Genomic DNA, 20,240 nt, shown 5'->3' with positions numbered 1-20,240 from the left:
CGTCAGCGGTGCCCGCCGTGTCCGCAGGTCAGCCCATGTCGTGCCGCGGCACCGAGGGCCGCCCGGCAGCGCCGGGGGGATCGGCCCGGCCGGAGGCGGCCCGGCCCGGGCGATATTCGCGGGCGTCGCGCGCCCGGCCGGCGTACCGTCCCGCTGGTGACCATCACCGTGCGTCCGTTCCGTCCCGCCGATGCCCGGGACGTCTGCGACCTCCGGCACCGGGTGCTGCCGTACGAGGTCTCCACTCCGCAGTCGGTCGCCTGGGGTGTCGCCGCGGCACCGGCCGCCAAGCAACTGCGGGTGTGGGTCGCCGAAACGGGCGGCCGTGTCGTCGGCGTGGTGAAGTCCTCGGTCCGGCACGACAGCAGCACGCCGGGGCAGGGTGTCGTCATGCCGCTGGTCGACCCCGGGTACCGGGAGCGCGGCGCGGGCAGCGCCCTGCTCGCCGTGGCGGAGGAACACCTGGCCGGGCTCGGCGCCACCCACCTCCACGCCTATCCCCAGGACGACCCCCGCTCGATGTCCTTCGCCGGACGCCGCGGCTACCGGCCCCTGCGCACGGCCCGTTACCTCCGCCTCGATCTCGTCCGCGCCGCCCTGCCGCCGCTGCCCGCGAGCCTGCCGCCCGGGACGGAGCTGCGCACCGCCGCCGACTTCGGCGCCGATCCCCGGCCGCTGTACGAGGCGGACGCCGAGGTGATGGTGGACGAGCCGGACGATCTGACGGTGGACGCGATGACGTACGAGGACTGGATCGTGCACACCTGGGAGCACCCGGACATCGATCTGGATCTGACGACGGTGGTGACGGTCGGCGGCGAGGTCGCGTCGTTCTGCCTGGCCGGTACGGACGGCCGGGGCCGTTACGGCTCGGCGATGACCGGCACCCGCCGCCCCCACCGGGGCCGGGGCCTGGCCAAGCTCGCCAAGACCGCTTCCCTGCACCGGGCCCGCGACGCGGGCTGTACGGAGGCGTTCACGGGCAATGACGCGGAGAACGGGCCGATGCTCGCCATCAACACGGCGTTCGGCTACCGCCCTTTCCGCGTGGAGTGGCACAGCGTCAGGGAGCTGACAGGCGCGTAGGGGCCGGGCGCCGGCGGGGAACGGCGTCCTCCGGGTCCTGAACCTGTCAGGAACCGAACAAGTCCGGGCGTACTCCTGTTGACGCGGGACAAGTTCCGAGGGAATGCGCCAGTTCACCCGGTGGGCACGGCCCGGCTGCGTAGCCTCCTCGTCACCAGAAAAGCGGGGAGCGCCGACCAGCGTGTCAGTAGAGGGAGTTCGGGTGCCCGGTATCGATGTGAGCCTGCTGGAGGCCATGAACGTGCCCGGCGCACGGGGCGCCGCGCTGGTGGACTGGACGTGCGGTTTCGCACTGGAGTCGGCCGGTGAGCAGGCACTGGGCGGGCCGGAGGCGACGGCCGCCGAAGCGGCCGAACTGGCCCGGCTGGTGACAGGCGCCTCGATGTTCGCCGAGGGGCCGGTCCCGGTGCCCGCCCCGCCGGTCGAGGACCTGATCGTCACCACCCGCAGCGGGTACCACCTGGTGCGCTTCGTGGACCCCGCCGCGGAGCCGAGCGTGCTCCTGCACCTGTGGCTGGACCGGACGTCCGGCAACCTCGCGCTGGCCCGCCTCCGTATGGAGGGTGTGGCAGGACAGCTGGCGTTGGCATGAGCACCGCACCGTCCATGGCGCCGCCGGCCCTGCCACCGCGCCCCTCGATGCTGTCGCGCCTGGCCGCCGAGCAGGCCACCGGCGCCCTCCAGTGCGGGCCCGGCACGCTCTACCTGGTGGGCGGGCGGGTCGTACACGCCGAAAGTCCGGCGGCCCCCGGGCTGGAGGTCCTGCTCACCGCGGGCGGACGGGTGCCGCAGGCCGTGTGGGACGAGGCGCTCGAACGGGCGGGGGTCCCCGACCACGTGCCCGGCCGCCTGGTCAAGGAGGGTTTCCTGTCCGTGGGCCAGGCCGAGGTGTGGTGGCTGACCGCTCTCTTCGACGCGGCGTTCTTCGTACTGGCCCCGCACCACCGCCCGACGCGCTTCCAGCACGGCTTCGTACGGGAGGGCGGCGGCCATCCGCGCTCCGTCGCGGCGGAGCGGGTACTGCGGGAGACGCGGCGGCGCAGGCAGCTGCTGGACACCCGGTGGCCGGGACCGGACATCGCCGACGCGCCCGTCGTGCGCCGTCCCGCCGCGGGCCTGCGGGTTCCGGCACGCCTGGAAGCCGTGCTGGAGCTTGCCGACGGGACGCGCACTCCGGGCGCCATCGCCCGGGAACTGGGCCGGCCCGCCTTCCACGTACTCCTGGAGGTGCGGCGCCTCGCCGTCGCCGGCCTGCTCGTCCCCCGCCTGTCGCATCCGCCGCCCGGCGGCTTCCCGGGCGGCGCGCCACGGGCCGCGGGCCCTCCGGAGCCGCCCGATGTCGCCCTGCTGCGGCGCGTCCGTGACGCACTGGAGGCCCGTCTGTGAAGTCACCCCGCTCCGTCGCCGGCGGAGCACCGCCGTGAAGCGTGTATCGCGTCGCCTGTTCGGAAGGAAACACGTCATGGCGACAGAGGCCGAACTCACCAGTGAACTGGAGCGGCTGCGGGCCTGTGTCACCCAGGTCACCGGGGCACTGATCGTGAGCGACGACGGCCGGGTGCTGGCCAGAGACGTATCCGGCGAGCACCCGCAGCACCTGGGGCCCCGCACCGCGGAGGCGCTGCGGGCCGCCCTGCGCCTGGCCGCCGCGGCCGGGCACGGCACCGCCCACGAACTCCTGGTCCGGGCGGACCACGGCTGGGTGGGTGCCTACACCGCGGGCCGCTCGGCCTCGCTGGCCCTGGTGACGGCGCCGCAGGCCAACGTCGGCCGGGTGCGCCTGGAAGCGCGCCGGTCCAGCACCCGCATCAGCGCGCTGCTCGACGGCGCGCCGGAACAACAGGAGAACCCCTGACATGAACCGGACCACCCCCCGCTCCCCGCAAGGACGAAAGGCAAGCGCGACTCCCATGATCAACACCGAGACAGCACTCAAAGAAGCGATGACCGGCATCGAGGGCTCCCTGGGCGCGGCCCTGGTCGACTACGGCAGCGGCATGGCGCTCGGCACGCTGGGCGGCGGCAAGGACCTCGACCTGTCCGTCGCCACCGCCGGCAACACCGACGTGGTGCGCGCCAAGGTCCGCACCATGGACATGCTCGGCCTCAAGGACGAGATCGAGGACATCCTGATCACCCTCGGCACGCAGTACCACCTCATCCGGCTGCTGAAGTCCCGCAACAGCAGCGGCCTGTTCCTCTACCTGGCGCTCGACAAGGACCGGTCCAACCTCGCCATGGCCCGGCACCAGCTCCGGCGCATCGAAGCCGAACTGGACATCTGACCCGGTCAGGAGCGGCGCCGCGCACGGAGCGCGGCGCCGTTCCGCATGCCCGCGGGCACGGCCGCCGCCTCCGGGCCGCCCACGTAGTGGAAGCCCGGCGGCGGGTGCATCAGGAAGTCGTGGTGCGAGATGTTCCACGCGTACGCGCCGGCCAGGGCGAAGGCCACCCGGTCGCCCGCGCGCAGGTGGGCGACGGGTGCCCGGCGGGCCAGCACGTCCTTCGGGGTGCACAGCTGGCCCGCGAGCGTGACCTCCTGGTGGTGGGCGCCCGGACGGGGCCAGGGGCGGGTCCACTCCTCGACGGGGAGCACGACGAAGGGGTGGTCGTGGCCCTTGGCCGCCGGGGTGCGCAGGTGGTGGGTGCCGCCGCGCAGGACGGCGAACGCCTCGCCGTGGCTGTGCTTCACGTCCAGCACCTCGGTCACGTACCAGCCGCAGTACGCGGTCAGCGCCCGGCCCGGCTCGATGCGCAGCGTGAACTCGGGGTAGCGGTCGGCCAGTCCGGCGAGCCCGGTGCCGTACTCCGCCCAGTCGAAGCGGATTTCCGGGCGTCCGTAGTCGACCGCCATGCCGCCGCCGAGGCCGATCTCGCACAGGGAGTGGCCGTGCCGGGCGGCGAAGTGCCGGGCCCAGTCGGTGATCCGCGCGGCGATGGCCAGTTGGGCGGGCGCGTCGAGGCCGCTGGCCAGGTGGGCGTGGATGCCGCGCAGCCGCAGCGGGCCGTTGCAGAGCAGCGGCAGGCAGTGCTCGGCGCGCGCGGGATCGAGGCCGAACGGCGTAGCCCGGCCGCCCATCGCAAGGGCCGCGCCGGCCGTGGCCCCGGCGCCCAGCGGCAGGTTGACGCGGAGCAGGACGTCCGCCTCCCGCCCGGCTGCCCGGGCGAGGGCGGAGAGCATCCGCAGCTCGTGCTCGCTCTCCAGGTGGAAGCGCTCGACGCCCAGGTCCAGGGCGGCGCGCAGTTCCGCCTCCGTCTTGCCCGGCCCGCCGAAGGCCAGCGGCAGCGCGGGCTCCGCCGCGCGCACATGCGCGGCCTCGCCCCCGGAGGAGACCTCGCAGCCGTCGATGTACGGGGCGAGCGTCCGCAGCAGGCGCGGGTCCGGGTTGGCCTTGGCCGCGTAGTACAGGTCGACGCGGGGCGGCAGGGCGGCCCGTACGGACGCGGCGTGGGCGGCGAGGTCGGCCAGGTCGTAGACGTAGGCGGGCAGCGGGCCGTCGAGCGTGTCGCCGGGGCCTTGGTGTCCGGCGGTGAGGGCGTCCACCTGGCGCGCGGCCAGCTCCGTGATCATGCGGTGCTCCGGGGGCAGACGAGGGTGGCCGTGGGCACAGGCGGGACGCCGTCCGCGGCACCGGGCGCGACCGGTGAGGCGATACGGACGTATTCCGCCTCCCGGTCCGCCGCGCGCCCCCACCGCGTCAGCAGGTTGGCCTTGGCGGGCAGGGGCGCGCCGGCCAGCAGGGCGCGCAGTTCGTCCGGCTCGCCGTGCGCGGCGCTCCGCTCGCGCAGCACGCCCCGTACGGCCCGCCACAGCTCGCCCTCCAGCGCCGGGTGCCGGTCGGCGACCGCGGCGGCCGTCTCGGCGAGGTGGTTGACGAGCAGGCAGTAGACGACGCGGTCCCAGCCGCGCTCCCGGTCGTACACCAGGGGCCGCGCCACCTCCCCCGGCAGCCCGGCGAGGAACGCCGCGTGCGGGCCGCCGGGCAGCAGTTTGGTGCCTTCCAGGTCGCGGAAGAGGATCTGCGCGGGCATGCCGTGGGCGTCGACGCCGAGCACGACGTTCTGGAGGTGCGGTTCGAGGACGACGCCGTGGTCGAAGTAGGCGGCCAGCACGGGCGGTACGAGCAGCGACAGGTACGCGTCCCACCAGCCGAGCGCCGCCACCGGCCCGGAATCGGGCAGCAGTGTCCCGAACTGGGCGTCACTGGTGGGGTGTTCATCGGCCACGGCGGCGGCCAGCAGCGGGGTGACGCCGGGCCGCAGCCGCTCCTCCAGCCCCTCCCGCACGATGACGCCGAGCCCCTCGGCCAGTTCGCGGTCGCCCACGTCCACGGTGCGGTAGCCGGGTTCGCGCAGCAGGTCGCAGCCCGAGAAGCGCGCGGCGAGGGCGGTGGCGACCGGTTCCAGGTGGCGGGTGAGGGCGACGGCGCCGCGCAGTTCGTAGTCGGCGTTCTTGCGGACGCAGTTGGTGATGCGGGTGTTGAGGCTGAACTTGAGGAAGGCGCGGCCGTCGTAGAGCGTGCGGACGGACGCGGTGGGCGCGAACGCATCGCCGCGCTCCCCCAGGTCGAGCAGGTCCCCGCGCCGTACGGCGTCCCGCAGGGCGGGGTGGGCGCCGAGCATCGCGTACTGCCAGGGGTGCGCGGGCAGCAGCCGGTAGCCGTCGGGCACCTCGCCCTGCCGGTCCAGGGCCTGGAGCGCGGTGGGCGTGGCGGCCTCCTCACGTACGCACTCGGCGCGTACGGCCAGGTGCCGCAGCTGGAAGCGGGCCCCGGCCTCGGGCGCGTAGCGGGCCCAGTCGGCGGCGCTGCCCGTACGGGACTTGGGCGTCGGGTGGAAGCGGTGCCCGAAGAGCAGCGACTGTTCGGAGCGCAGGTAGCGGGCGTGCGGCCCGGTGTCGCGGGCGTCGTGGTCCGCGGGCGGTGCCGGGGCCGCGGCGCGGCGCAGGGCGGCGGTGACGCCCGCGTGGCTGGACGCGACCTGCGCGCGGAACTCCTCGTTCCGTACGCCGGTACGCAACTCCAGCTCGCGCTGTGCGCACGCGGCCAGCTCCTGCCAGCCCAGTTCGTGCCAGCCGCCGTCGCGCCACTGCCCGGCGGGGCCGCGGAAGCGGTGGGCCCCGGTCAGCGAGGTGCGGCGCAGTCCGATCCGCAGCAGTTCGCCGCAGCGCGGCAGGCGCAGCAGCAGGTGGTCACCGGCCACGGCGGTCTGCCGTTCCGGGCTGCAGATCTCGCGCACCAGGCAGTTCAGGAGGGTGTGGGCGACGGGTTCGTCGGCCGAGCGCGGGACGGTGCGGTCCGGTCCGGCCGTGCGGGAGGGGGCGAGGGGCATTGCGGGGACTCCAACGAGGGGTGGGGAGAGGGGCCCGAGCGGTGGGCGGTCCGGTCACGGTGCCTGTGGGGGTGGCGGTCACCGGCCCGGTGGGGTCAGGTAGTTCGGCCCGGTGACGTAGTGCTTGTTGATGTCCGACGCGCCCGACCGCCGCTTCGTGAGCAGGCTGCCCACCGTGACCATGGCCTTGACCGGCAGCCGGTCGGCGTCCAGGACACGGGTGCGCAGCACGGCGGCAGCCGCTCCGGGGGCGGCGTCCAGCCGGTCCACGGCCTCCGTCAGGCGCGCGCGGAGCTGCCCGAGCAGCACCGGCAGCGGCGCGCGGCCGAGCCGCGCCAGTTCGAAGGCGAGGGCGCCGGCGCACAGGTGGACGGTGATGGTGGTGAACACGTCCGCGACCGGGGCGTCGCTGCCCACCAGGATGCGGCGGTCGGCGAAGCCGCACAGGTCGGCGGCGTCCCCGCCGAGCACGGCGGCCAGCCGGACGGTGTTCACCCGCGGCCCGTCGTTGTCCTTGAGCAGCAGGCGCAGACGTGGGCGTCCGGCGACCTCGTCCAGGACGAGCGAGGTGTTCTGCTGGTGGGACTCCAGCGCGATGCCGTACGCGAAGAGGGTGGTGTGCCAGTCCAGCAGGAGGGTCAGGTAGGCGTCGAGGAGGGCGAGCAGGTCGCCGCCGTAGAAGCGGCGGGCGAGGTCGTCGGCGACCAGGGACCCGTCCGGCATCCGGGCCGCGAGCGCGGCCACCGGCACCACCCGCGCGCCGCGCAGACCGCTGGAACCGCGCAGGCCGCGCAGGCTCCGCGCGGCGGCCGGACCGCCGCTCCCGCACACGGCCGCCGTGCCGCCGCTGCCCCGGGGGTAGCGGCGCACCAGAGTGGCCAGCAGGTCGTGCCCGGCGTCCAGGTGAGTGGTCTCGTCGGCGAGGAGCACGGTCTCGGCGAAGCGCGGGTGGCGGGCGACGACGGTCTCCAGGAGGCGCTGGCCCACCGCGCCGTCCACGAGGGTGCCCGGTTTCATGCCGCGCCGGTTGAGGCGGCCCAGTGTGGCGGTGGCGAGCGGCAGTTTGAGGTGGGTGTACGGGTCGTCGGTGACGGCGACGGTCCGCATCGACAGGGTGGGCCGCACCCGCAGCCACGCGCGGTCCGCGAGCCGCGCCGCGCCCTCCAGGCCGCGGACGCGCAGCGCTTCGGCCAGCGGCCCGTCGGCGGTGAGCGGGTGGACGGGCAGGGCGAGGTGGCTGCCGTCCAGCCGGGGCAGGCCCAGGTCCGCCGGGGTGGGCCACCAGTGGGGCAGCGCCGCCGGGTCGCCGTTGACGTGCTCGTACGGGAGGGCCAGCCAGCGCAGCGCGAAACCGGGCGCGAACTCGGGCGCGTAGGCGCGCACCTGGCCGACGTCCAGGCCGATGCGGGCCCGGCCGGTGGGGTAGACGGGGTGGTCGCGGTAGGCGGCGAGGGTGTCGTAGTCGAGGGCGCCACCGGGGCCGCACCAGGCCCGGTCGCCGTCGTACGCGCCGGTCGTGCCGGGCGGCACGGCGTGCGCGCCCGGTGCCGCGCCCCGGCCCCCGCCGCGCGCGCCGGCCGCCGGCCCGCTGTTCCCGCCGTACGCGCCGCCGCCCGCGTGCGGGCCGAGCCGGCCGACCACCGCCGCGCGCTCCACGGCCTGCATCCGGGCCGTGGCCAGCGCCTGGTGACACTCGCCGACGAAGGCGTCGAAGCCCGGCCGGTCCTCGGGCGGCACCGCGGTGCGCAGCAGGCCCATGATGGCGTCGATGCCGGTCACCCGTGTGCCGTCGGGGCGCTCCAGCGCTCCCGTACGGGCGGCGATCTCGCACTGGAAGCCGTCGGCCTCCACCGGGACCAGGACCGGGCCGTCGGGGAGGGGCAGCCGCAGCCGGTCGCCGTCCGTGCCGCGCAGCGTGCCGGCGGCGCCGCGCAGCCCGTACGCGTCCTCGCGCAGCAGCGTGCTCAGCACGCGCCGCATCAGCTCTTCCTCCGCGCCGTCCTCCGGACCACCGAGGGGTCCGCTCGTGAAGTTCTCGGGCTCCGCACCGCGCAGCGTGTCCGGTACGCCGTCTCCCGTCACCGCCGTCACGGCACGATCTCCCAACGGTGGGCGGCCAGGAACTCCCGTACGGCCGCGTCGATACGTTCCTCGTCGCGTCCGGTGGCCCGCAGCACCCCCAGGAAGTCGCGGTTGGTGCGGTACAGCGGGTGCCGCTCGCCCACCTCGCGTAAGGGCCGGTAGTCGAGCCGGACGCCGTCCGCTTCTCTCAGGTGCGCGTCCGGGGCCGCCTTCAGCACCCCGTCCCGGCCGGCGCACACGTACTCCATGCGCACCCGCACGCCGCGCCGCGCCTCCAGGGTCCGCGGCAGCCGCTCCCCCAGGTGCGTACCGAGGATCAGCTCGAAGAGCGGGAGGTCCAGTGCCTCGGCGAGGACCAGGTCGCACTGGTCGCCGATGGCGCGGTAGTTGACCTCGATGATGCGGGCCCGGCCGCCCTGGTCCACGTATTCGGTGTGGCAGGCACCGAAGCCGACGCCGAGCGCGCGCAGTTGGTCCAGCACCTGGTCCGCGCCGGGCCGGGGCGGTTCGGGGAGCAGGCGCAGCCGTTCCTCGATGAAGTGCGGCGGCGGTGAGATGTCCGTACGGAAGGAGGCGAGCGGGTGCAGGGTGTGGCCGTCGCCGAGGGTTTCCAGGGTGTACAGGGCGCCGTCCAGGTACTCCTCCAGGACCAGCGCGGCGCCGGGCCGCCGGGAACGGATCTCGCGGCAGCGGGCGGCCAGTTCCGCGTCGTCCGCGACCAGGAAGACGTCCTCGCCGGCGACCCCTTCACGTGGTTTGAGGACGCAGGGATACGGGATGCCGTGCCCGGCCGGGTCGTCGTCCGGCGCCACTTCGGCGGACCGCACGGCGTCCAGCCCGGCGGCGGCCAGGGCGCGCCGCAGCTCGGCCTTGTTCTTCGTGCGGAGCGCGGCCCGCCAGTCCTTGCCGGGCAGCCCGAAGTAGTCGGCGGCCAGGGCGGCCTGGGCCTGGAGGTGGTCGCTGTTGGTGAAGACCGCGGCGGGCGCTCCAACTCGGCTGATTCCGGCGGCGATTCGCGCGATCACGGCACGGAAGTCCGACACGTCGCACGGTACGATGTCCAGCTCGCCGGGCAGCGGGCCGCCACCGCCCCGCTCGCGCGCGTACCGTCCGTACGCCTCCCGGTGGGCGTCCGGCTGGTCGGTCAGCAGCGCCACGGGCAGGCCGAGGCGGGCCGCGGCCGGCAGGAAGCCTTCCGTGACGGAGTCGGTGGGGTTGCGGGCCAGGAGGATCAGGCCCGCGCGGGCGTCGTTCGGGGGTGCGGCCTCGTTCACACGCCGAAGATTAGGTTAGGCATACCTAACTTTGTCAACTCGCGTCGCATCGGCGCCTCGACACCCTTCCCACCCCCTCCCCTGCGCGTTCCGGATTGCCTCCACCACGGTCCGTCCCGAGGACTTAATCCGCCCTCAGGTCTTCCTTAAGCGGGCCATAAAGATCGCCGAGAACCGGCTTCCGGGCCCGAATCCGCTGCTCAGCGGGGCTAGCGTGCTGATCGCACCGGCGGGATCAGGCGCTCCCGCCGGTGCGCTCCCCCCGACCCGACGAAGGAGACCCCCACGATGACCGCTCGCCGCAAGGCCGCCGGTATCGCGCTGACCGGTATCGCCCCGCTGGTGTTCACCGCGCTCTCCGCGACCCCCGCGGTCGCCCACGGCTCGATGACCGACCCGGTCAGCCGGATCTCCGCCTGCTTCGCCGAAGGCCCCGAACACCCGAAGTCCGCGGCCTGCAAGGCGATGGTCGCGGCCGGCGGCACCCAGGCCCTGTACGACTGGAACGGCGTACGGGACGGCAACGCCGGCGGGCAGTCCAGGAAGCGCATCCCGGACGGCAAGCTGTGCAGCGCCAACAGCGCCGAGTACAAGGGCCTGGACCTGCCGCGGGCCGACTGGCCGGCCACCAAGCTCCGGGCGGGGAACCACACGTTCCACTACAAGGCGACCGCCCCGCACCGCGGCTCCTTCGAGCTGTACCTCACCAAGGACGGCTACGACCCCGCCAAGCCGCTCAAGTGGTCCGACCTGGAGGCCAAGCCCTTCGCCAAGGTCACCAACCCGAAGCTGACCGGCGGCGACTACGTCTTCAGCGGCAAGGTGCCCGCCAGGTCGGGACGCCACCTGGTCTACAGCATCTGGCAGCGCTCGGACAGCCCCGAGGCGTTCTACACCTGCTCCGACGTGGTCTTCGGCAAGGACAGCGGCGGCGCGGGCAAGGGCGCCGCCCCGGCCGCCGCCGCGCCGAGCGACCGGCAGATCGCGGCGGGGGCGGACAAGTCGACCATCGACCACATGCACCACGGCGCGCACGGCGGCGCCCCGGCCGCCGGGACCGACGGCAAGGCGCAGGACAGCGGCGCCGCGGGCAACGCGGCGCACCCCAACGGCGGCGCGGCCAAGGAGGTGGACCCCAAGCAGGCCGGTGGCCGGCAGGCGGCCGGGAACCACCTCGCCGAGACCGGCGGCAACAGCGCGACCGCGCCGATCGCCATCGGCGGCGCGGCCGTCCTGGCACTGGGCGCCTCGGTGCTGTTCGCGAGCGCACGCCGCAAGGCCGTCCGGCAGCGCGGCTGACCCATCCGCTTTTCCCGCAGGGCCCTTCCCCCCACATCCATGAGGGCCCACCCTGCGAGGTCATCCCCCACTGGCCCCGCAGGCCCCCTGGTGAGGTCACCCCCACTGACCCCACAGGGCTTGCCCCGTGAGGTCATCCCCCACTGGCCTCACGGGGCTTCACCCCCCACACTGGCGCCGCCGTCCCCTTCCCTTCACCTCAGGGGGCGGCGGCGCCGCTCCGCGCGCCCCGCTCCCGCGCCGCACTCCCCTGTGGTGCGGCGGGGGAGCGGGCCGGGCGCGCGCCGTGCCGTGGTCCGCTCACGTCGTGTCATCTCTCAGCGCGCCGCGGCACGGTGGAGATTCCCGTTCCGGCGGAAGAATCCCGCGAATTCCCGGCCAGGCGCCGCAGCAGGCGTACGTACGGGCTCCAGCGGGCGGGACGTGCGACCGTTCCCGTACAGGCGAACTCGGCACGGTCCAGGCTGTCTTCCAGGACCGCGTCGTGCAGCGGCCGGTAGACCAGCGGCCAGCTGAGCCGGGCCGGGCCGCGGGCCCGCATCGCCAAGGTGTGCCGCAGCACCGACCGCCGCTCCCCGAGGGAATGCACGGTGTATTCGTGGAAGCCGTCGAAACCACGCGGCCCCCTGAAGGCGAACCGCACCCAGGTGCCCGGGACATGGGCGACAACCGTGTAGCGGACCGGACCGTGGCCGCCGGCCGCGCCCTCGCCGAGCGGGCGGTCGAGCCGCATCGGCGGCCAGTCGCGGCCCGGCCACAGCGGATCGTGCGCGCTCGCCAGGCCGTCGATCAGCGCGCCGACGGTGGCCGGCGGCACCGGCAGTTCACGTTCGTGCACATTGCAGATCCCCATGTCCGTCCACCTCCGAGGACAGCGGGCCGTCGGCAGGGCAGGCCCGCCCCACACCGAGCCCTATTGGAGGACACCCTCCAATACGTTCTGGAGAGTACCCTCCAGAACATGGCGAGACCACCGCTCTTCGAGACATCGCTGCTCCTGGACGCCGCCGTCCGGCTGGCCGCCGAGGCGGGCCCGGCGGGGGTGACCATGTCCGCGGTCGCCGCGGCCGTCGGCGCGCCGAGCGGATCGGTCTACCACCGCTTCGCCGGGCGGCCCGCCCTCCTGGCCGAGGTGTGGCTGCGTACGGTCGAACGGTTCCAGGAGGGGTACTTCGCGGCCCTCCGGTCGGCGCCGGACCCACGGGCCGCGGGCGCGGCGGCGGCCCGGCACATCGTCGCGTGGAGCCGCGCCCACCCCGAGGAGGCGGCGCTCCTGCTGTACGGGGCGCGGGACTTCGGCCGGGACAGCTGGCCGGCCGCGTACGCCGAGCGGGCCGACCGGGGCCACCGGCGGGTACGGGACGCGGTCGGCGCTCTCGCGCGGGACCTGGGGGCGCGCTCCCCGCAGGACACCGAGCGGGTCTTCCTCGCGGTCATCGACGTACCGCTGTCCCTGGTGCGCCGCCACGCACGCGGCGGCGTCCCGCTGCCCGAACACGCCGAGGACCTGGCCGAGCGGTGCACGGCCGCGCTGTTGGCGGGGTGAGCGGTCTCACCGGGCCGATGTCAGTGGGGTGCCGTACAGTCGCAAGTGAGTTGACCTTGCGCACGAAGGGGGAGCGCCATGGCGACAGCGGAGCAAGCAGCGAGAGCAGGGACGGCGTCCCGGCAGGCCACGGAGGTCATGTCCGGGGTCGCGGAGATCACGTCCGAGCGGGAGCTGCGCGAGCTGGTCGGCGAGCCGAGCGACCACGCGCTGCACAAGGTGCGCGACCGGCTGCACGACCTGGACCGGCAGTGGCTGGCGTGCTCGCCGTTCTGCTACGTGGCCACCTCGGACGCCGAGGGCCGGTGCGATGTCTCGCCCAAGGGCGACCCGGCCGGTTTCACGCTGGTGCTGGACGACACGACGATCGCGATACCGGACCGCCCCGGCAACCGGCGCGTGGACGGCTTCCGCAACATCCTCGCCAACCCTCAGGTCGGCCTGGACTACGTCGTTCCGGGCCGCGGTGACACCCTGCGCGTCAACGGCCGCGCCCGCATTTTGCGCGACGCGCCGTTCTTCGACGCCATGGTCGTCAAGGGCCACCGCCCCCGGCTGGCGCTGCTCGTGGAGATCGACGAGGTCTTCTACCACTGCGCCAAGGCGTTCCTGCGCTCCGGGCTCTGGAAGCCGGAGAGCTGGCAGCCCGATGCGCTGCCCGTGCGGGCCCGGATAGCCAAGGGTGTCGAGGTCCCCGACACCCCGCTGGAGCAGTTGGAGGAGCACTACGGCCCGCGGTACGGCGACCGGCTGTACAGCTGAGCCAGCTTCGCCGCCGGCCGGGCCGCCGCCTCGCCGAAGCGGGCCCGCGCCCGGTCCACGGCCGCCTCGATGCGGCGCGCCTTGTCCTCGGCCGGGTCGAACGTCAGCTGCCGGGTGGCGAGTTCGGCCCGGCACAGGTCCTCCGCCCGCAGCGCCACGGACCGTACGCGCGCCCGTTGCAGCCCGAGCGCCGCGTGCAGCGCGTACGCCGCGTCCGTCAGCGCCGGTCCGTGCGCGGTCGGTTCGGGCAGCCGCCGGGCGCGGGTCGTCGTGGAGCGGTCGGCGTAGCGGACGGTGAGGGTGAGCGCGCGGGCCGCCCGGCCGCTGCCGCGCAGCCGGGCGCCGAGGTCGTCCGCGAGCGAGAGCAGCGCGCGGCGCCGCCGGTCCGGGTCCAGTTCGTCGTGCGCGAAGCGGTGTTCGGCGCCGATCGAGCGCGCGGCGGCGTTCGGGGTGACCGGGCTCGGGTCGAGCCCGCGGGCCTTGTCGTGCACCGCCCGGCCGGTCTTCGCGCCGAGGATGCGCTGCAGGGTCGCGGGCGGCGCGGCGGCGATCCGGCCGACGCTGTCCAGTCCGTACGCACACAGGGCGCGCGCGGTCGCCGGCCCGACGCCGTGCAGCGCGGCGGCCGGTTTGCGGTCGAGGAAGTCCGCGACGGCGTCGCCGGGGACCTGGCGCACCTCGCCGGGCGCCGCGCCCTGCGCCGCCATCCGCGCGAGCAGCGGGTTGCCGGCAATGCCGATGGTGCACCGCACCCCGTACCAGGCCAGCGCCCGCAGCCGGATCAGCTCGGCGATGCCCGCGGCGTCCCGTTCGAAGTAGCGCAGCGCTCCGCGTACGTCGGCCAGCGCGGCGTCCGGCGGCAGCGCCTCGACCACCGGCGTGAACTGGCCGAGCAGCCGCAGGAGATGACCGTAGGTCTCCTCGCCGAGCGGGGCGCCCTGGCCCCCTTCCGCACCACCGTCCCCGGCGGCGCGGAACCGTACGTACAGCACCTCGGCAGGCGCTCCGGACCTGCCGGCCGTTCCTCTCATCGGCGTCATCCCGCGCTCCCCGGGCTGGCGTGCCACAACTTCCTTCCGGTGGCGGAGCCTTCACCCGCCGGGCGGAGGTCGGCCCAGGGGTGCAGCTCGTAGCCGGTCTCCAGCCGGATGGTGCGGCCGGCCGCCGGACCGGCCCCGGTTCCGGCCCCGGCAGCGGCGGCCGGGACCTGGTCCGCCGCCCAGGTCGCCTCGGCCGCGGCCGAGCCCGCGCGGCCCGGCTCGCTGTGCACCCGGCGCGGCACCGTGCCGCCGTCCACCGTGCCGCCGTCCACCGGCGCGGCCGGGTCCACCGCCGGTCCCCCTTCCGCGAGGCGCGCGGTGACCGCCTCCAGGCCGCCTTCGCGCCGCAGTTCGGCCAGCTCGGCCAGGTTCCAGGCGGCGGCGCCGACCACGCTGAAGCTGCGCGGCCCGCGCCGCTGGACCGTGCCGCGTACGAGCAGCAGCCAGGAGTGGAAAACGGTGTGCGCGCACGCCTCGTGACTGTCGTCGAAGAAGGCGCAGTCGACCAGGCCCGTACTGTCGTCGAGGGTGGTGAAGATGACCCGGCGGCCGGAGCGGATCGGCGGCGTCTGGGTGGCCGCCTTGGCCCCGGCGACCAGCACCGTCTCCCCGTGCTCCACCTCGCGCAGCCGCTTGGCCGGCACCGCCCCCAGCTCCGCGAGGAACTCCCGGTGGTCGCTCATCAGGTGCCGGGTGGTGTCCATGCCGAGGACGCCCAGCTCGGCGCTGAGCCGTTCGACGTCGCTCAGGTCGGGCAGCCCGGCCGGCTCGACCGCCTCGACGGACCCGGCGGCGCCGTCCCCCGCGTCCAGGGGCAGCTGCCCCGCGGCCACGCCCCGCTGCTGTCCGTGCAGTTCGGCCAGGTGCAGCAGCAGGTCGCGGCGGTTGGCGCCGAAGGCGTCCAGCGCGCCGACGCGGGCGAGGCGTTCGGCCACCGGACGGCTGGGGCGGGCCCGCCGCCACAGGTCGGGGAGCGAGGAGTACGGCTGCCCCTCCTCGATGCGGCGCGCCTCGGCCTCGCTCATGCCGTGCACATCGGACAGGGCGAGCCGCAGGCCCCAGACGGCCGGTCCGGACCCGGGGCCCGCCCCCTCCGCCTCACCGGACACCAGTTCGATTCGATGAGCGACCGCCGACCGGTTCACATCCAGCGGCAGCACCGGCACCCCCCGCCGCCGCGCGTCCGCCAGCAGCAGCCGCTTCGGGTACATCCCCGGGTCGTGGGTGAGCAGCCCGGCGTAGAAGGCCGCCGGGTGGTGCGCCTTGAGCCAGGCGGACTGGTACGTCGGCACCGCGAAGGCCACCGCGTGCGCCTTGCAGAAGCCGTACGAGCCGAACGCCTCGACGATCTCCCAGGTGCGCTCGACCACCTCGGGCGCGTACCCCCGGCGGGCGGCCCGCTCCGTGAACCAGGCCCGCACCTGCCCCTGGACCTCCGGCTTCGACAGGGCGCGCCGCTTCTCGTCCGCCTCGCCCCGGTCGCAGCCGGTCATGATCCGCAGGATCTCGATGACCTGCTCGTGGAAGACGACCACACCGTAGGTCTCGCGCAGCGGTTCCTCCAGGTCCGGGTGCGGATAGCGGGCGGGACGGCGGCCGTGCCGGGCCTCGATGAAGGGCCGCACCATGTCGGCCGAGACCGGCCCGGGGCGGAACAGCGAGATGTCGACCACCAGGTCGTGGAAGGTGGCGGGCTGGAGCCGCCCGACCAGGTCGCGCTGGCCCGGCGACTCGATCTGGAAGCAGCCGAGCGTCTCGGTGGAGCGGATCAGGCCGTAGGTGGCGGGATCGCCGGGCGGCACCTGCGCCGGGTCGTCGAGATCGACGGTGCGGCCGGTGGCCCGCCCGATCTCGGCGGTCGCGTGCGCCATCGCGGACTGCATCCGCACGCCCAGCACGTCCAGCTTGAGCAGCCCCATCTCCTCCACGTCGTCCTTGTCGAACTGCGACATCGGCAGCGGGGAGCCGCCCTCGCCGTCCCGGTGCGGGATCTCGCCGCGGGTCGGCACGACGGGCGTACGGGACAGCAGCGAGGCGTCCGAGAGCAGCACCCCGCACGGGTGCATGGCCATACCGCGCGGCAGCGCGTCCAGCGCCTCGACCAGGTCCCACATCGGCCCGTACCGCTCCGCCTCCACACCGCGCAGCTCGGGCAGTTCGGCGAGGGCCGCGCGGGCGTCCCGGGCCCGGATGTGCGGGAACGCCTTGGCCAGCCGGTCCACCTCGGCCGGGTCCATGCCCAGCGCGGCGCCCACGTCCCGTACGGCGTGCCGCACCCGGTAGGTCTCGGGCATGGCGACGGTGGCGACCCGCTCGGTGCCGAACCGGTCGAAGATCGCGCGGTAGACCTCCAGACGGCGCGCGGACTCCACGTCGATGTCGATGTCGGGCAGCACCGCGCGGCGCTTGGACAAGAAGCGCTCCATCAGCAGGTGCTGTTCGACCGGGTCGGCGTGCGCGATGCCCAGCAGGTGGTTGACCAGCGAGCCCGCGCCCGAGCCGCGCGCGGTGACCCGGATGCCCAGCTCCCGGGTGTCCTGGACGACCTGGGCGACGGTCAGGAAGTACGAGGCGAAGCCGTGGTGCTCGATGATGTCCAGCTCGTGGTCCATCCGCTCCCAGTACGTGCGGCGCCGGTCGTAGCCGCGCAGCACCATCCCGGCGGCGCAGCGCGAGCGCAGCACCCGTCCGGCGGTGCGGCGCGCGGCGCCCACCAGGTGCGGTTCGGGGAAGTGGACGGTGCCCAGCCCGAGGCCGTCCTCCGGGTCGACCCGGCAGCGGGCGGCCGTCTCCTCGGTCATCTCCAGCAGCCGCCGCGCGGTGCCGGGCCCGAGACCGGCCGCCTCGGCGATCCGCTCGGCCGTACGGGCCATCGTGTGCGCGTCCTTGAGCCATCGCTCGCCGCTGTCCCGGGCCTCCGGGCGGTGCCGGTCCACCGGGACCAGGCGGCGGGCGGAGTCCAGGACGTCGGCGACGGGGCCCTGGCCGGGGTCGGCGTAGCGGACGGCGTTGGTCAGCACGGCCCGGACGCCGTGGTCGACGGCGAAGCCGAGGGTACGGGCGGCGAGGCGCAGCGAGCCGGGGCCGGTGCCGGTACGGCCGTGGTCGACGACCTCCAGGCGCAGCGCGTCGCCGAACAGTTCGCGCCAGGGGGCGAGGAGCCGGGCGGCGCGGTCGGGGCGCCCGGCGGCCAGCGCGCGGCCGGGTTCGGAGTCCGGGCCGAGCAGGACGGTCACCGCGTCCGGCGCCCCGGCGCGCACCGCTTCCGTGAGGGCGGCCCAGGTCAGTACGGGCCGGGTGGTGTCTCCCGGCAGGGTGGCGGCGTGGGCGGCCGTGACCAGGCGGCAGAGCATGGCCCAGCCGGCCGCGCCGTCCCGGGCGAGGAAGACGGCGCGGGCCGCGGACTCGTCGATGAACGCGCCGCCGCGCACCGGGCCGCGCCGCCGGGCCGTCCCCGGGGCGGCGCCCGGCGCCGGGTGGCCGCCCTCGGGCGGGGTCACCGCCAGTTCGGTGCCGAACAGCGGGCGGACGCCGGCCGCGGCCGCCGCCTTGGCGAAGCGGACGGCTCCGGCGAGGCCGTCCCGGTCGGTCAGCGCGAGGGCGTCCATGCCGCGTTCGGCGGCGCGCTCGACGAGGCGTTCGGGGTGGGCGGCGCCGTACCGCAGGGAGAAGCCCGAGGCGGTGTGCAGATGCGTGAACCGTGGCATCCGCGCCTCCTACCGCTCGTGCACCCCCTGACCTGTTCCGCGTCCCCCGTCGCGTTCCCACCATAACGCTTTTCTCGAACAGTCGTACGAAAATCGAACGGCGCCCGCCCTTCGCCCCCGATCAGCCCGCCCGGCCTGCGGATTTCCGCAATGGAACGGAAGATATGGGGCAAAAGGTGACAACGAACTGCTCGGCACGACAGGGCGAGGGAGTGGCACATGGCCACGGCGGACGACGGCACCCGCGGCATCCGGGACCAGGACACCCACGGCGGCAGCTTCCTCGGGGAGGTGAAGGACGCGGTCTCCGCCCGGGCCGCGCTGCTGATGATCGGCGTGCTGGCCCTGACGGCCCTGTTCATCGCGTCGTACGCGGGCGCCTTCCACTCCCCCAAGCCCAAGGACGTGGCGTTCGCGGTCGTCGCCCCCCAGCAGATGAGCGGGCAGCTCGTCGAACGGCTCGACAAGCTGCCGGGCTCCCCCCTCGACCCGCGCGCGGCCTCCTCCGAGGCGGACGCGGAGCGGCAGCTCAAGGAGCGGGACATCGACGGCGCGCTGATCGTCGACCCGCGCGGCAGCACCGACAAACTGCTGGTGGCCAGCGGCTCCGGGGCCTCGCTCTCGCAAGCCGTCGAGCAGGTGGTCACCCAGGCCGAGAAGGCGCAGAAGCGCACCGTACAGGTTCAGGACATCGCCCCCGCCGACAAGGACGACACCCGCGGCCTGTCCTCGTTCTACCTGGTGGTCGGCTGGTGCGTGGGCGGCTATCTGTGCGCCGCGATCCTCGCGATCAGCTTCGGCGCCCGCCCCACCAACCTCAAGCGGGCGGTCATCCGGCTGGCCGCGCTCGCCGTCTACTCGGTCCTCACCGGCCTGGCCGGGGCCGTCGTCATCGGCCCCATCCTGGGGGCCCTGCCCGGCAGCCTCTACGGACTGTGGGGCCTGGGCGCCCTGATCGTGTTCGCGGTGGGCGCCACCACCTTCGCCTTCCAGGCCATCGCCGGGATCATCGGCATCGGCCTGACCATCCTCGTGGTGGTGATCGCCGGCAACCCCAGCGCGGGCGGCGCCTACCCCTACCCCCTGCTGCCGGACTTCTGGCGGGCGATCGGCCCCGCGCTGCCGCCGGGCGCGGGCACCTGGGCGTCCCGCTCCATCGCGTACTTCCACGGCAACGCGGTGACCGGCCCGCTGCTGGTGCTGTCCGCCTGGGCCGTCGCGGGCACCGTCCTGACGCTGGTCTTCGCCGCCCTCACCAAGGGCCGGACGATGATCAACCGCAGCGAGGTGCGGCAGTGACGGCGCCGCCCGTGCGCCCCTGCCTCACATGTGGGTGCCGCCGTCGATCCGTATCTCCGTACCGGTGATGAACGCGCCGTCCTCGGAGGCGAGCATCGCGATGACGCCCGCGACCGTCTCCGGGGGCGCGAAGCCCTCGCCGATGGCCGGCAGCAGCTTCCCGAACAGGCTCATGTCGGCGTCCGCGGGCAGGCCCGGGTCCGCGGTCATGCCGGACCGCACCGACCCCGGCGCCACACACACCGCGCGCAGCCCCTGCTTGGCGTACTCGCTCGCGATGGCGTGCGTCATGGACTGGATGCCGCCCTTGCTGGCCGCGTACGCCGCCATGTAGGGGTGCGCGAACGCGGCGGAGGTGGAGCTGAAGTTGACCACCACCGGCGCCCGGCCCTCCAGCAGCGCGGGCAGCGCCTCGCGGATCATCAGGAAGGTGCCGGTCAGGTTGACCGCGATGATCCGCTCGAAGGCGTCCAGGGTGGTCTCGTGGGTGTGCGAGGCGCGCAGGATGCCCGCCGCGTTGACCAGGACGTCCAGCCCGCCCAGCTCCTCGACGGCGGCGGCGACGCCCGCGCGCACCGCGGCCTCGTCCGCGATGTCCAGCACCGCGGTGCTCAGCCGGTCGGCGTGGCCGTCCGCCGCGGCCCGCCCGGCGGTGGCCTTCAGCCCCGTCTCGCTGATGTCGGCGGCCACCACCCGGCCGCCCTCGGCCAGCACCCGGTGCACGGTGGCCTGCCCGATGCCCGACCCGGCCCCGGTGATCAGGACGCGGCGTCCGTCGAAGCGCTCCATGTGGCTCTCTCCCGCTCTCGGTGTC

At 74.9% G+C, this 20,240-nt stretch carries 17 protein-coding genes; 9 read left to right on the top strand and 8 right to left on the bottom strand.

What is annotated here, in order from left to right; translation table 11 throughout:
* Positions 1–162: 162 nt before the first annotated feature.
* The 5 genes from ADK86_RS00535 (at position 163) to ADK86_RS00515 (ending at position 3,371) form a co-directional block, all read left to right on the top strand.
* Positions 163–1,086, top strand: a complete 924-nt coding sequence (locus tag ADK86_RS00535) for a GNAT family N-acetyltransferase (protein WP_053694768.1) — start codon at positions 163–165, stop codon at positions 1,084–1,086.
* A 202-nt stretch (positions 1,087–1,288) separates the two neighbouring features.
* A complete protein-coding gene (locus tag ADK86_RS00530; RefSeq protein WP_053694703.1) occupies positions 1,289–1,678 on the top strand; it encodes a hypothetical protein in 390 nt (129 codons plus the stop codon).
* Entirely contained in the window at positions 1,675–2,472 is a 798-nt protein-coding gene (locus tag ADK86_RS00525; RefSeq protein ID WP_234345615.1) for a transcriptional regulator, read from the top strand. Before ADK86_RS00530 ends, ADK86_RS00525 begins: the two co-directional genes overlap by 4 nt.
* A 76-nt stretch (positions 2,473–2,548) precedes the next feature.
* The gene (locus tag ADK86_RS00520; RefSeq protein WP_003986006.1) at positions 2,549–2,941 is read left to right on the top strand and encodes a roadblock/LC7 domain-containing protein; all 393 of its coding nucleotides are present in this window, start codon (positions 2,549–2,551) and stop codon (positions 2,939–2,941) included.
* 55 nt (positions 2,942–2,996) lie between these two features.
* The gene (locus ADK86_RS00515) at positions 2,997–3,371 is read left to right on the top strand and encodes a hypothetical protein (RefSeq protein ID WP_053694702.1); all 375 of its coding nucleotides are present in this window, start codon (positions 2,997–2,999) and stop codon (positions 3,369–3,371) included.
* A gap of 5 nt (positions 3,372–3,376) precedes the next feature.
* On the opposite strand, the gene ADK86_RS00510 is transcribed toward ADK86_RS00515, so the two are convergent.
* The 4 genes from ADK86_RS00510 to ADK86_RS00495 all read right to left on the bottom strand — a co-directional run bounded on the left by ADK86_RS00510 (position 3,377) and on the right by ADK86_RS00495 (position 9,773).
* On the bottom strand, positions 3,377–4,657 hold the full coding sequence (locus tag ADK86_RS00510; protein WP_053694701.1) for a type III PLP-dependent enzyme: 1,281 nt from the start codon (positions 4,655–4,657) through the stop codon (positions 3,377–3,379).
* Positions 4,654–6,417: an IucA/IucC family protein gene (locus ADK86_RS00505; RefSeq protein WP_053694700.1), complete on the bottom strand. Its 1,764-nt coding sequence runs from the start codon at positions 6,415–6,417 to the stop codon at positions 4,654–4,656. The genes ADK86_RS00510 and ADK86_RS00505 overlap by 4 nt, the downstream gene beginning before the upstream one ends.
* A 78-nt stretch (positions 6,418–6,495) precedes the next feature.
* Positions 6,496–8,397, bottom strand: coding sequence for an IucA/IucC family protein (locus ADK86_RS00500; protein WP_078951667.1), 1,902 nt, complete (start codon positions 8,395–8,397; stop codon positions 6,496–6,498).
* Positions 8,398–8,504: 107 nt separating this feature from the next.
* A complete protein-coding gene (locus tag ADK86_RS00495) occupies positions 8,505–9,773 on the bottom strand; it encodes an ATP-grasp domain-containing protein (RefSeq protein WP_078951655.1) in 1,269 nt (422 codons plus the stop codon).
* A 288-nt stretch (positions 9,774–10,061) separates the two neighbouring features.
* Here ADK86_RS00495 and ADK86_RS00490 point away from each other — a divergent pair, with 288 nt between their 5' ends.
* Positions 10,062–11,072, top strand: a complete 1,011-nt coding sequence (locus tag ADK86_RS00490; protein WP_053694699.1) for a lytic polysaccharide monooxygenase — start codon at positions 10,062–10,064, stop codon at positions 11,070–11,072.
* 310 nt (positions 11,073–11,382) lie between these two features.
* Here ADK86_RS00490 and ADK86_RS00485 read toward each other — a convergent pair whose 3' ends face one another.
* Positions 11,383–11,925: a hypothetical protein gene (locus tag ADK86_RS00485; protein WP_053694698.1), complete on the bottom strand. Its 543-nt coding sequence runs from the start codon at positions 11,923–11,925 to the stop codon at positions 11,383–11,385.
* A 108-nt stretch (positions 11,926–12,033) separates the two neighbouring features.
* On the opposite strand from ADK86_RS00485, the gene ADK86_RS00480 reads away from it, so the two are divergent.
* Both ADK86_RS00480 and ADK86_RS00475 read left to right on the top strand, forming a co-directional pair.
* Complete coding sequence (locus ADK86_RS00480) at positions 12,034–12,618, top strand: TetR/AcrR family transcriptional regulator (RefSeq protein WP_053694764.1); 585 nt, start codon at positions 12,034–12,036, stop codon at positions 12,616–12,618.
* A 138-nt stretch (positions 12,619–12,756) separates the two neighbouring features.
* Positions 12,757–13,380, top strand: a complete 624-nt coding sequence (locus ADK86_RS00475; RefSeq protein WP_053694697.1) for a pyridoxamine 5'-phosphate oxidase family protein — start codon at positions 12,757–12,759, stop codon at positions 13,378–13,380.
* Here ADK86_RS00475 and ADK86_RS00470 read toward each other — a convergent pair.
* Together ADK86_RS00470 and ADK86_RS00465 are read right to left on the bottom strand one after the other, a co-directional pair.
* Entirely contained in the window at positions 13,344–14,411 is a 1,068-nt protein-coding gene (locus tag ADK86_RS00470; RefSeq protein WP_078951665.1) for a helix-hairpin-helix domain-containing protein, read from the bottom strand. The two genes, ADK86_RS00475 and ADK86_RS00470, sit on opposite strands and share 37 nt — an antisense overlap.
* A gap of 5 nt (positions 14,412–14,416) precedes the next feature.
* Positions 14,417–18,127, bottom strand: coding sequence for a DNA polymerase III subunit alpha (locus ADK86_RS00465; RefSeq protein WP_053694696.1), 3,711 nt, complete (start codon positions 18,125–18,127; stop codon positions 14,417–14,419).
* A gap of 219 nt (positions 18,128–18,346) precedes the next feature.
* Between ADK86_RS00465 and ADK86_RS00460 the strand changes: the two genes are divergently transcribed.
* Positions 18,347–19,426, top strand: a complete 1,080-nt coding sequence (locus ADK86_RS00460) for an ABC transporter permease (protein ID WP_053694695.1) — start codon at positions 18,347–18,349, stop codon at positions 19,424–19,426.
* 24 nt (positions 19,427–19,450) lie between these two features.
* Here the strand turns inward: ADK86_RS00460 and ADK86_RS00455 are convergent, their stop codons facing one another.
* On the bottom strand, positions 19,451–20,215 hold the full coding sequence (locus ADK86_RS00455) for an SDR family NAD(P)-dependent oxidoreductase (RefSeq protein ID WP_053694694.1): 765 nt from the start codon (positions 20,213–20,215) through the stop codon (positions 19,451–19,453).
* Positions 20,216–20,240 lie beyond the last annotated feature (25 nt).

The sequence above is a fragment of the Streptomyces sp. NRRL F-5755 genome, from assembly GCF_001279365.1.
Taxonomy (GTDB): domain Bacteria; phylum Actinomycetota; class Actinomycetes; order Streptomycetales; family Streptomycetaceae; genus Streptomyces; species Streptomyces rimosus.
Note: the sequence above shows the minus strand (reverse complement) of the source record. Positions and strands in the feature narration are given on the sequence as shown.

Excerpts from the sequence above, each read along its gene's own strand:
- ADK86_RS00455 (WP_053694694.1), bottom strand. The coding sequence starts at position 20,215 with ATGGAGCGCTTCGACGGACGCCGCGTCCTGATCACCGGGGCCGGGTCG.
- ADK86_RS00510 (WP_053694701.1), bottom strand. The coding sequence starts at position 4,657 with ATGATCACGGAGCTGGCCGCGCGCCAGGTGGACGCCCTCACCGCCGGA.
- ADK86_RS00465 (WP_053694696.1), bottom strand. The coding sequence starts at position 18,127 with ATGCCACGGTTCACGCATCTGCACACCGCCTCGGGCTTCTCCCTGCGG.
- ADK86_RS00460 (WP_053694695.1), top strand. The coding sequence starts at position 18,347 with ATGGCCACGGCGGACGACGGCACCCGCGGCATCCGGGACCAGGACACC.
- ADK86_RS00490 (WP_053694699.1), top strand. The coding sequence starts at position 10,062 with ATGACCGCTCGCCGCAAGGCCGCCGGTATCGCGCTGACCGGTATCGCC.
- ADK86_RS00485 (WP_053694698.1), bottom strand. The coding sequence starts at position 11,925 with ATGGGGATCTGCAATGTGCACGAACGTGAACTGCCGGTGCCGCCGGCC.
- ADK86_RS00475 (WP_053694697.1), top strand. The coding sequence starts at position 12,757 with ATGTCCGGGGTCGCGGAGATCACGTCCGAGCGGGAGCTGCGCGAGCTG.
- ADK86_RS00515 (WP_053694702.1), top strand. The coding sequence starts at position 2,997 with ATGATCAACACCGAGACAGCACTCAAAGAAGCGATGACCGGCATCGAG.
- ADK86_RS00470 (WP_078951665.1), bottom strand. The coding sequence starts at position 14,411 with ATGAGAGGAACGGCCGGCAGGTCCGGAGCGCCTGCCGAGGTGCTGTAC.
- ADK86_RS00500 (WP_078951667.1), bottom strand. The coding sequence starts at position 8,397 with ATGCGGCGCGTGCTGAGCACGCTGCTGCGCGAGGACGCGTACGGGCTG.
- ADK86_RS00480 (WP_053694764.1), top strand. The coding sequence starts at position 12,034 with ATGGCGAGACCACCGCTCTTCGAGACATCGCTGCTCCTGGACGCCGCC.
- ADK86_RS00520 (WP_003986006.1), top strand. The coding sequence starts at position 2,549 with ATGGCGACAGAGGCCGAACTCACCAGTGAACTGGAGCGGCTGCGGGCC.
- ADK86_RS00525 (WP_234345615.1), top strand. The coding sequence starts at position 1,675 with ATGAGCACCGCACCGTCCATGGCGCCGCCGGCCCTGCCACCGCGCCCC.
- ADK86_RS00505 (WP_053694700.1), bottom strand. The coding sequence starts at position 6,417 with ATGCCCCTCGCCCCCTCCCGCACGGCCGGACCGGACCGCACCGTCCCG.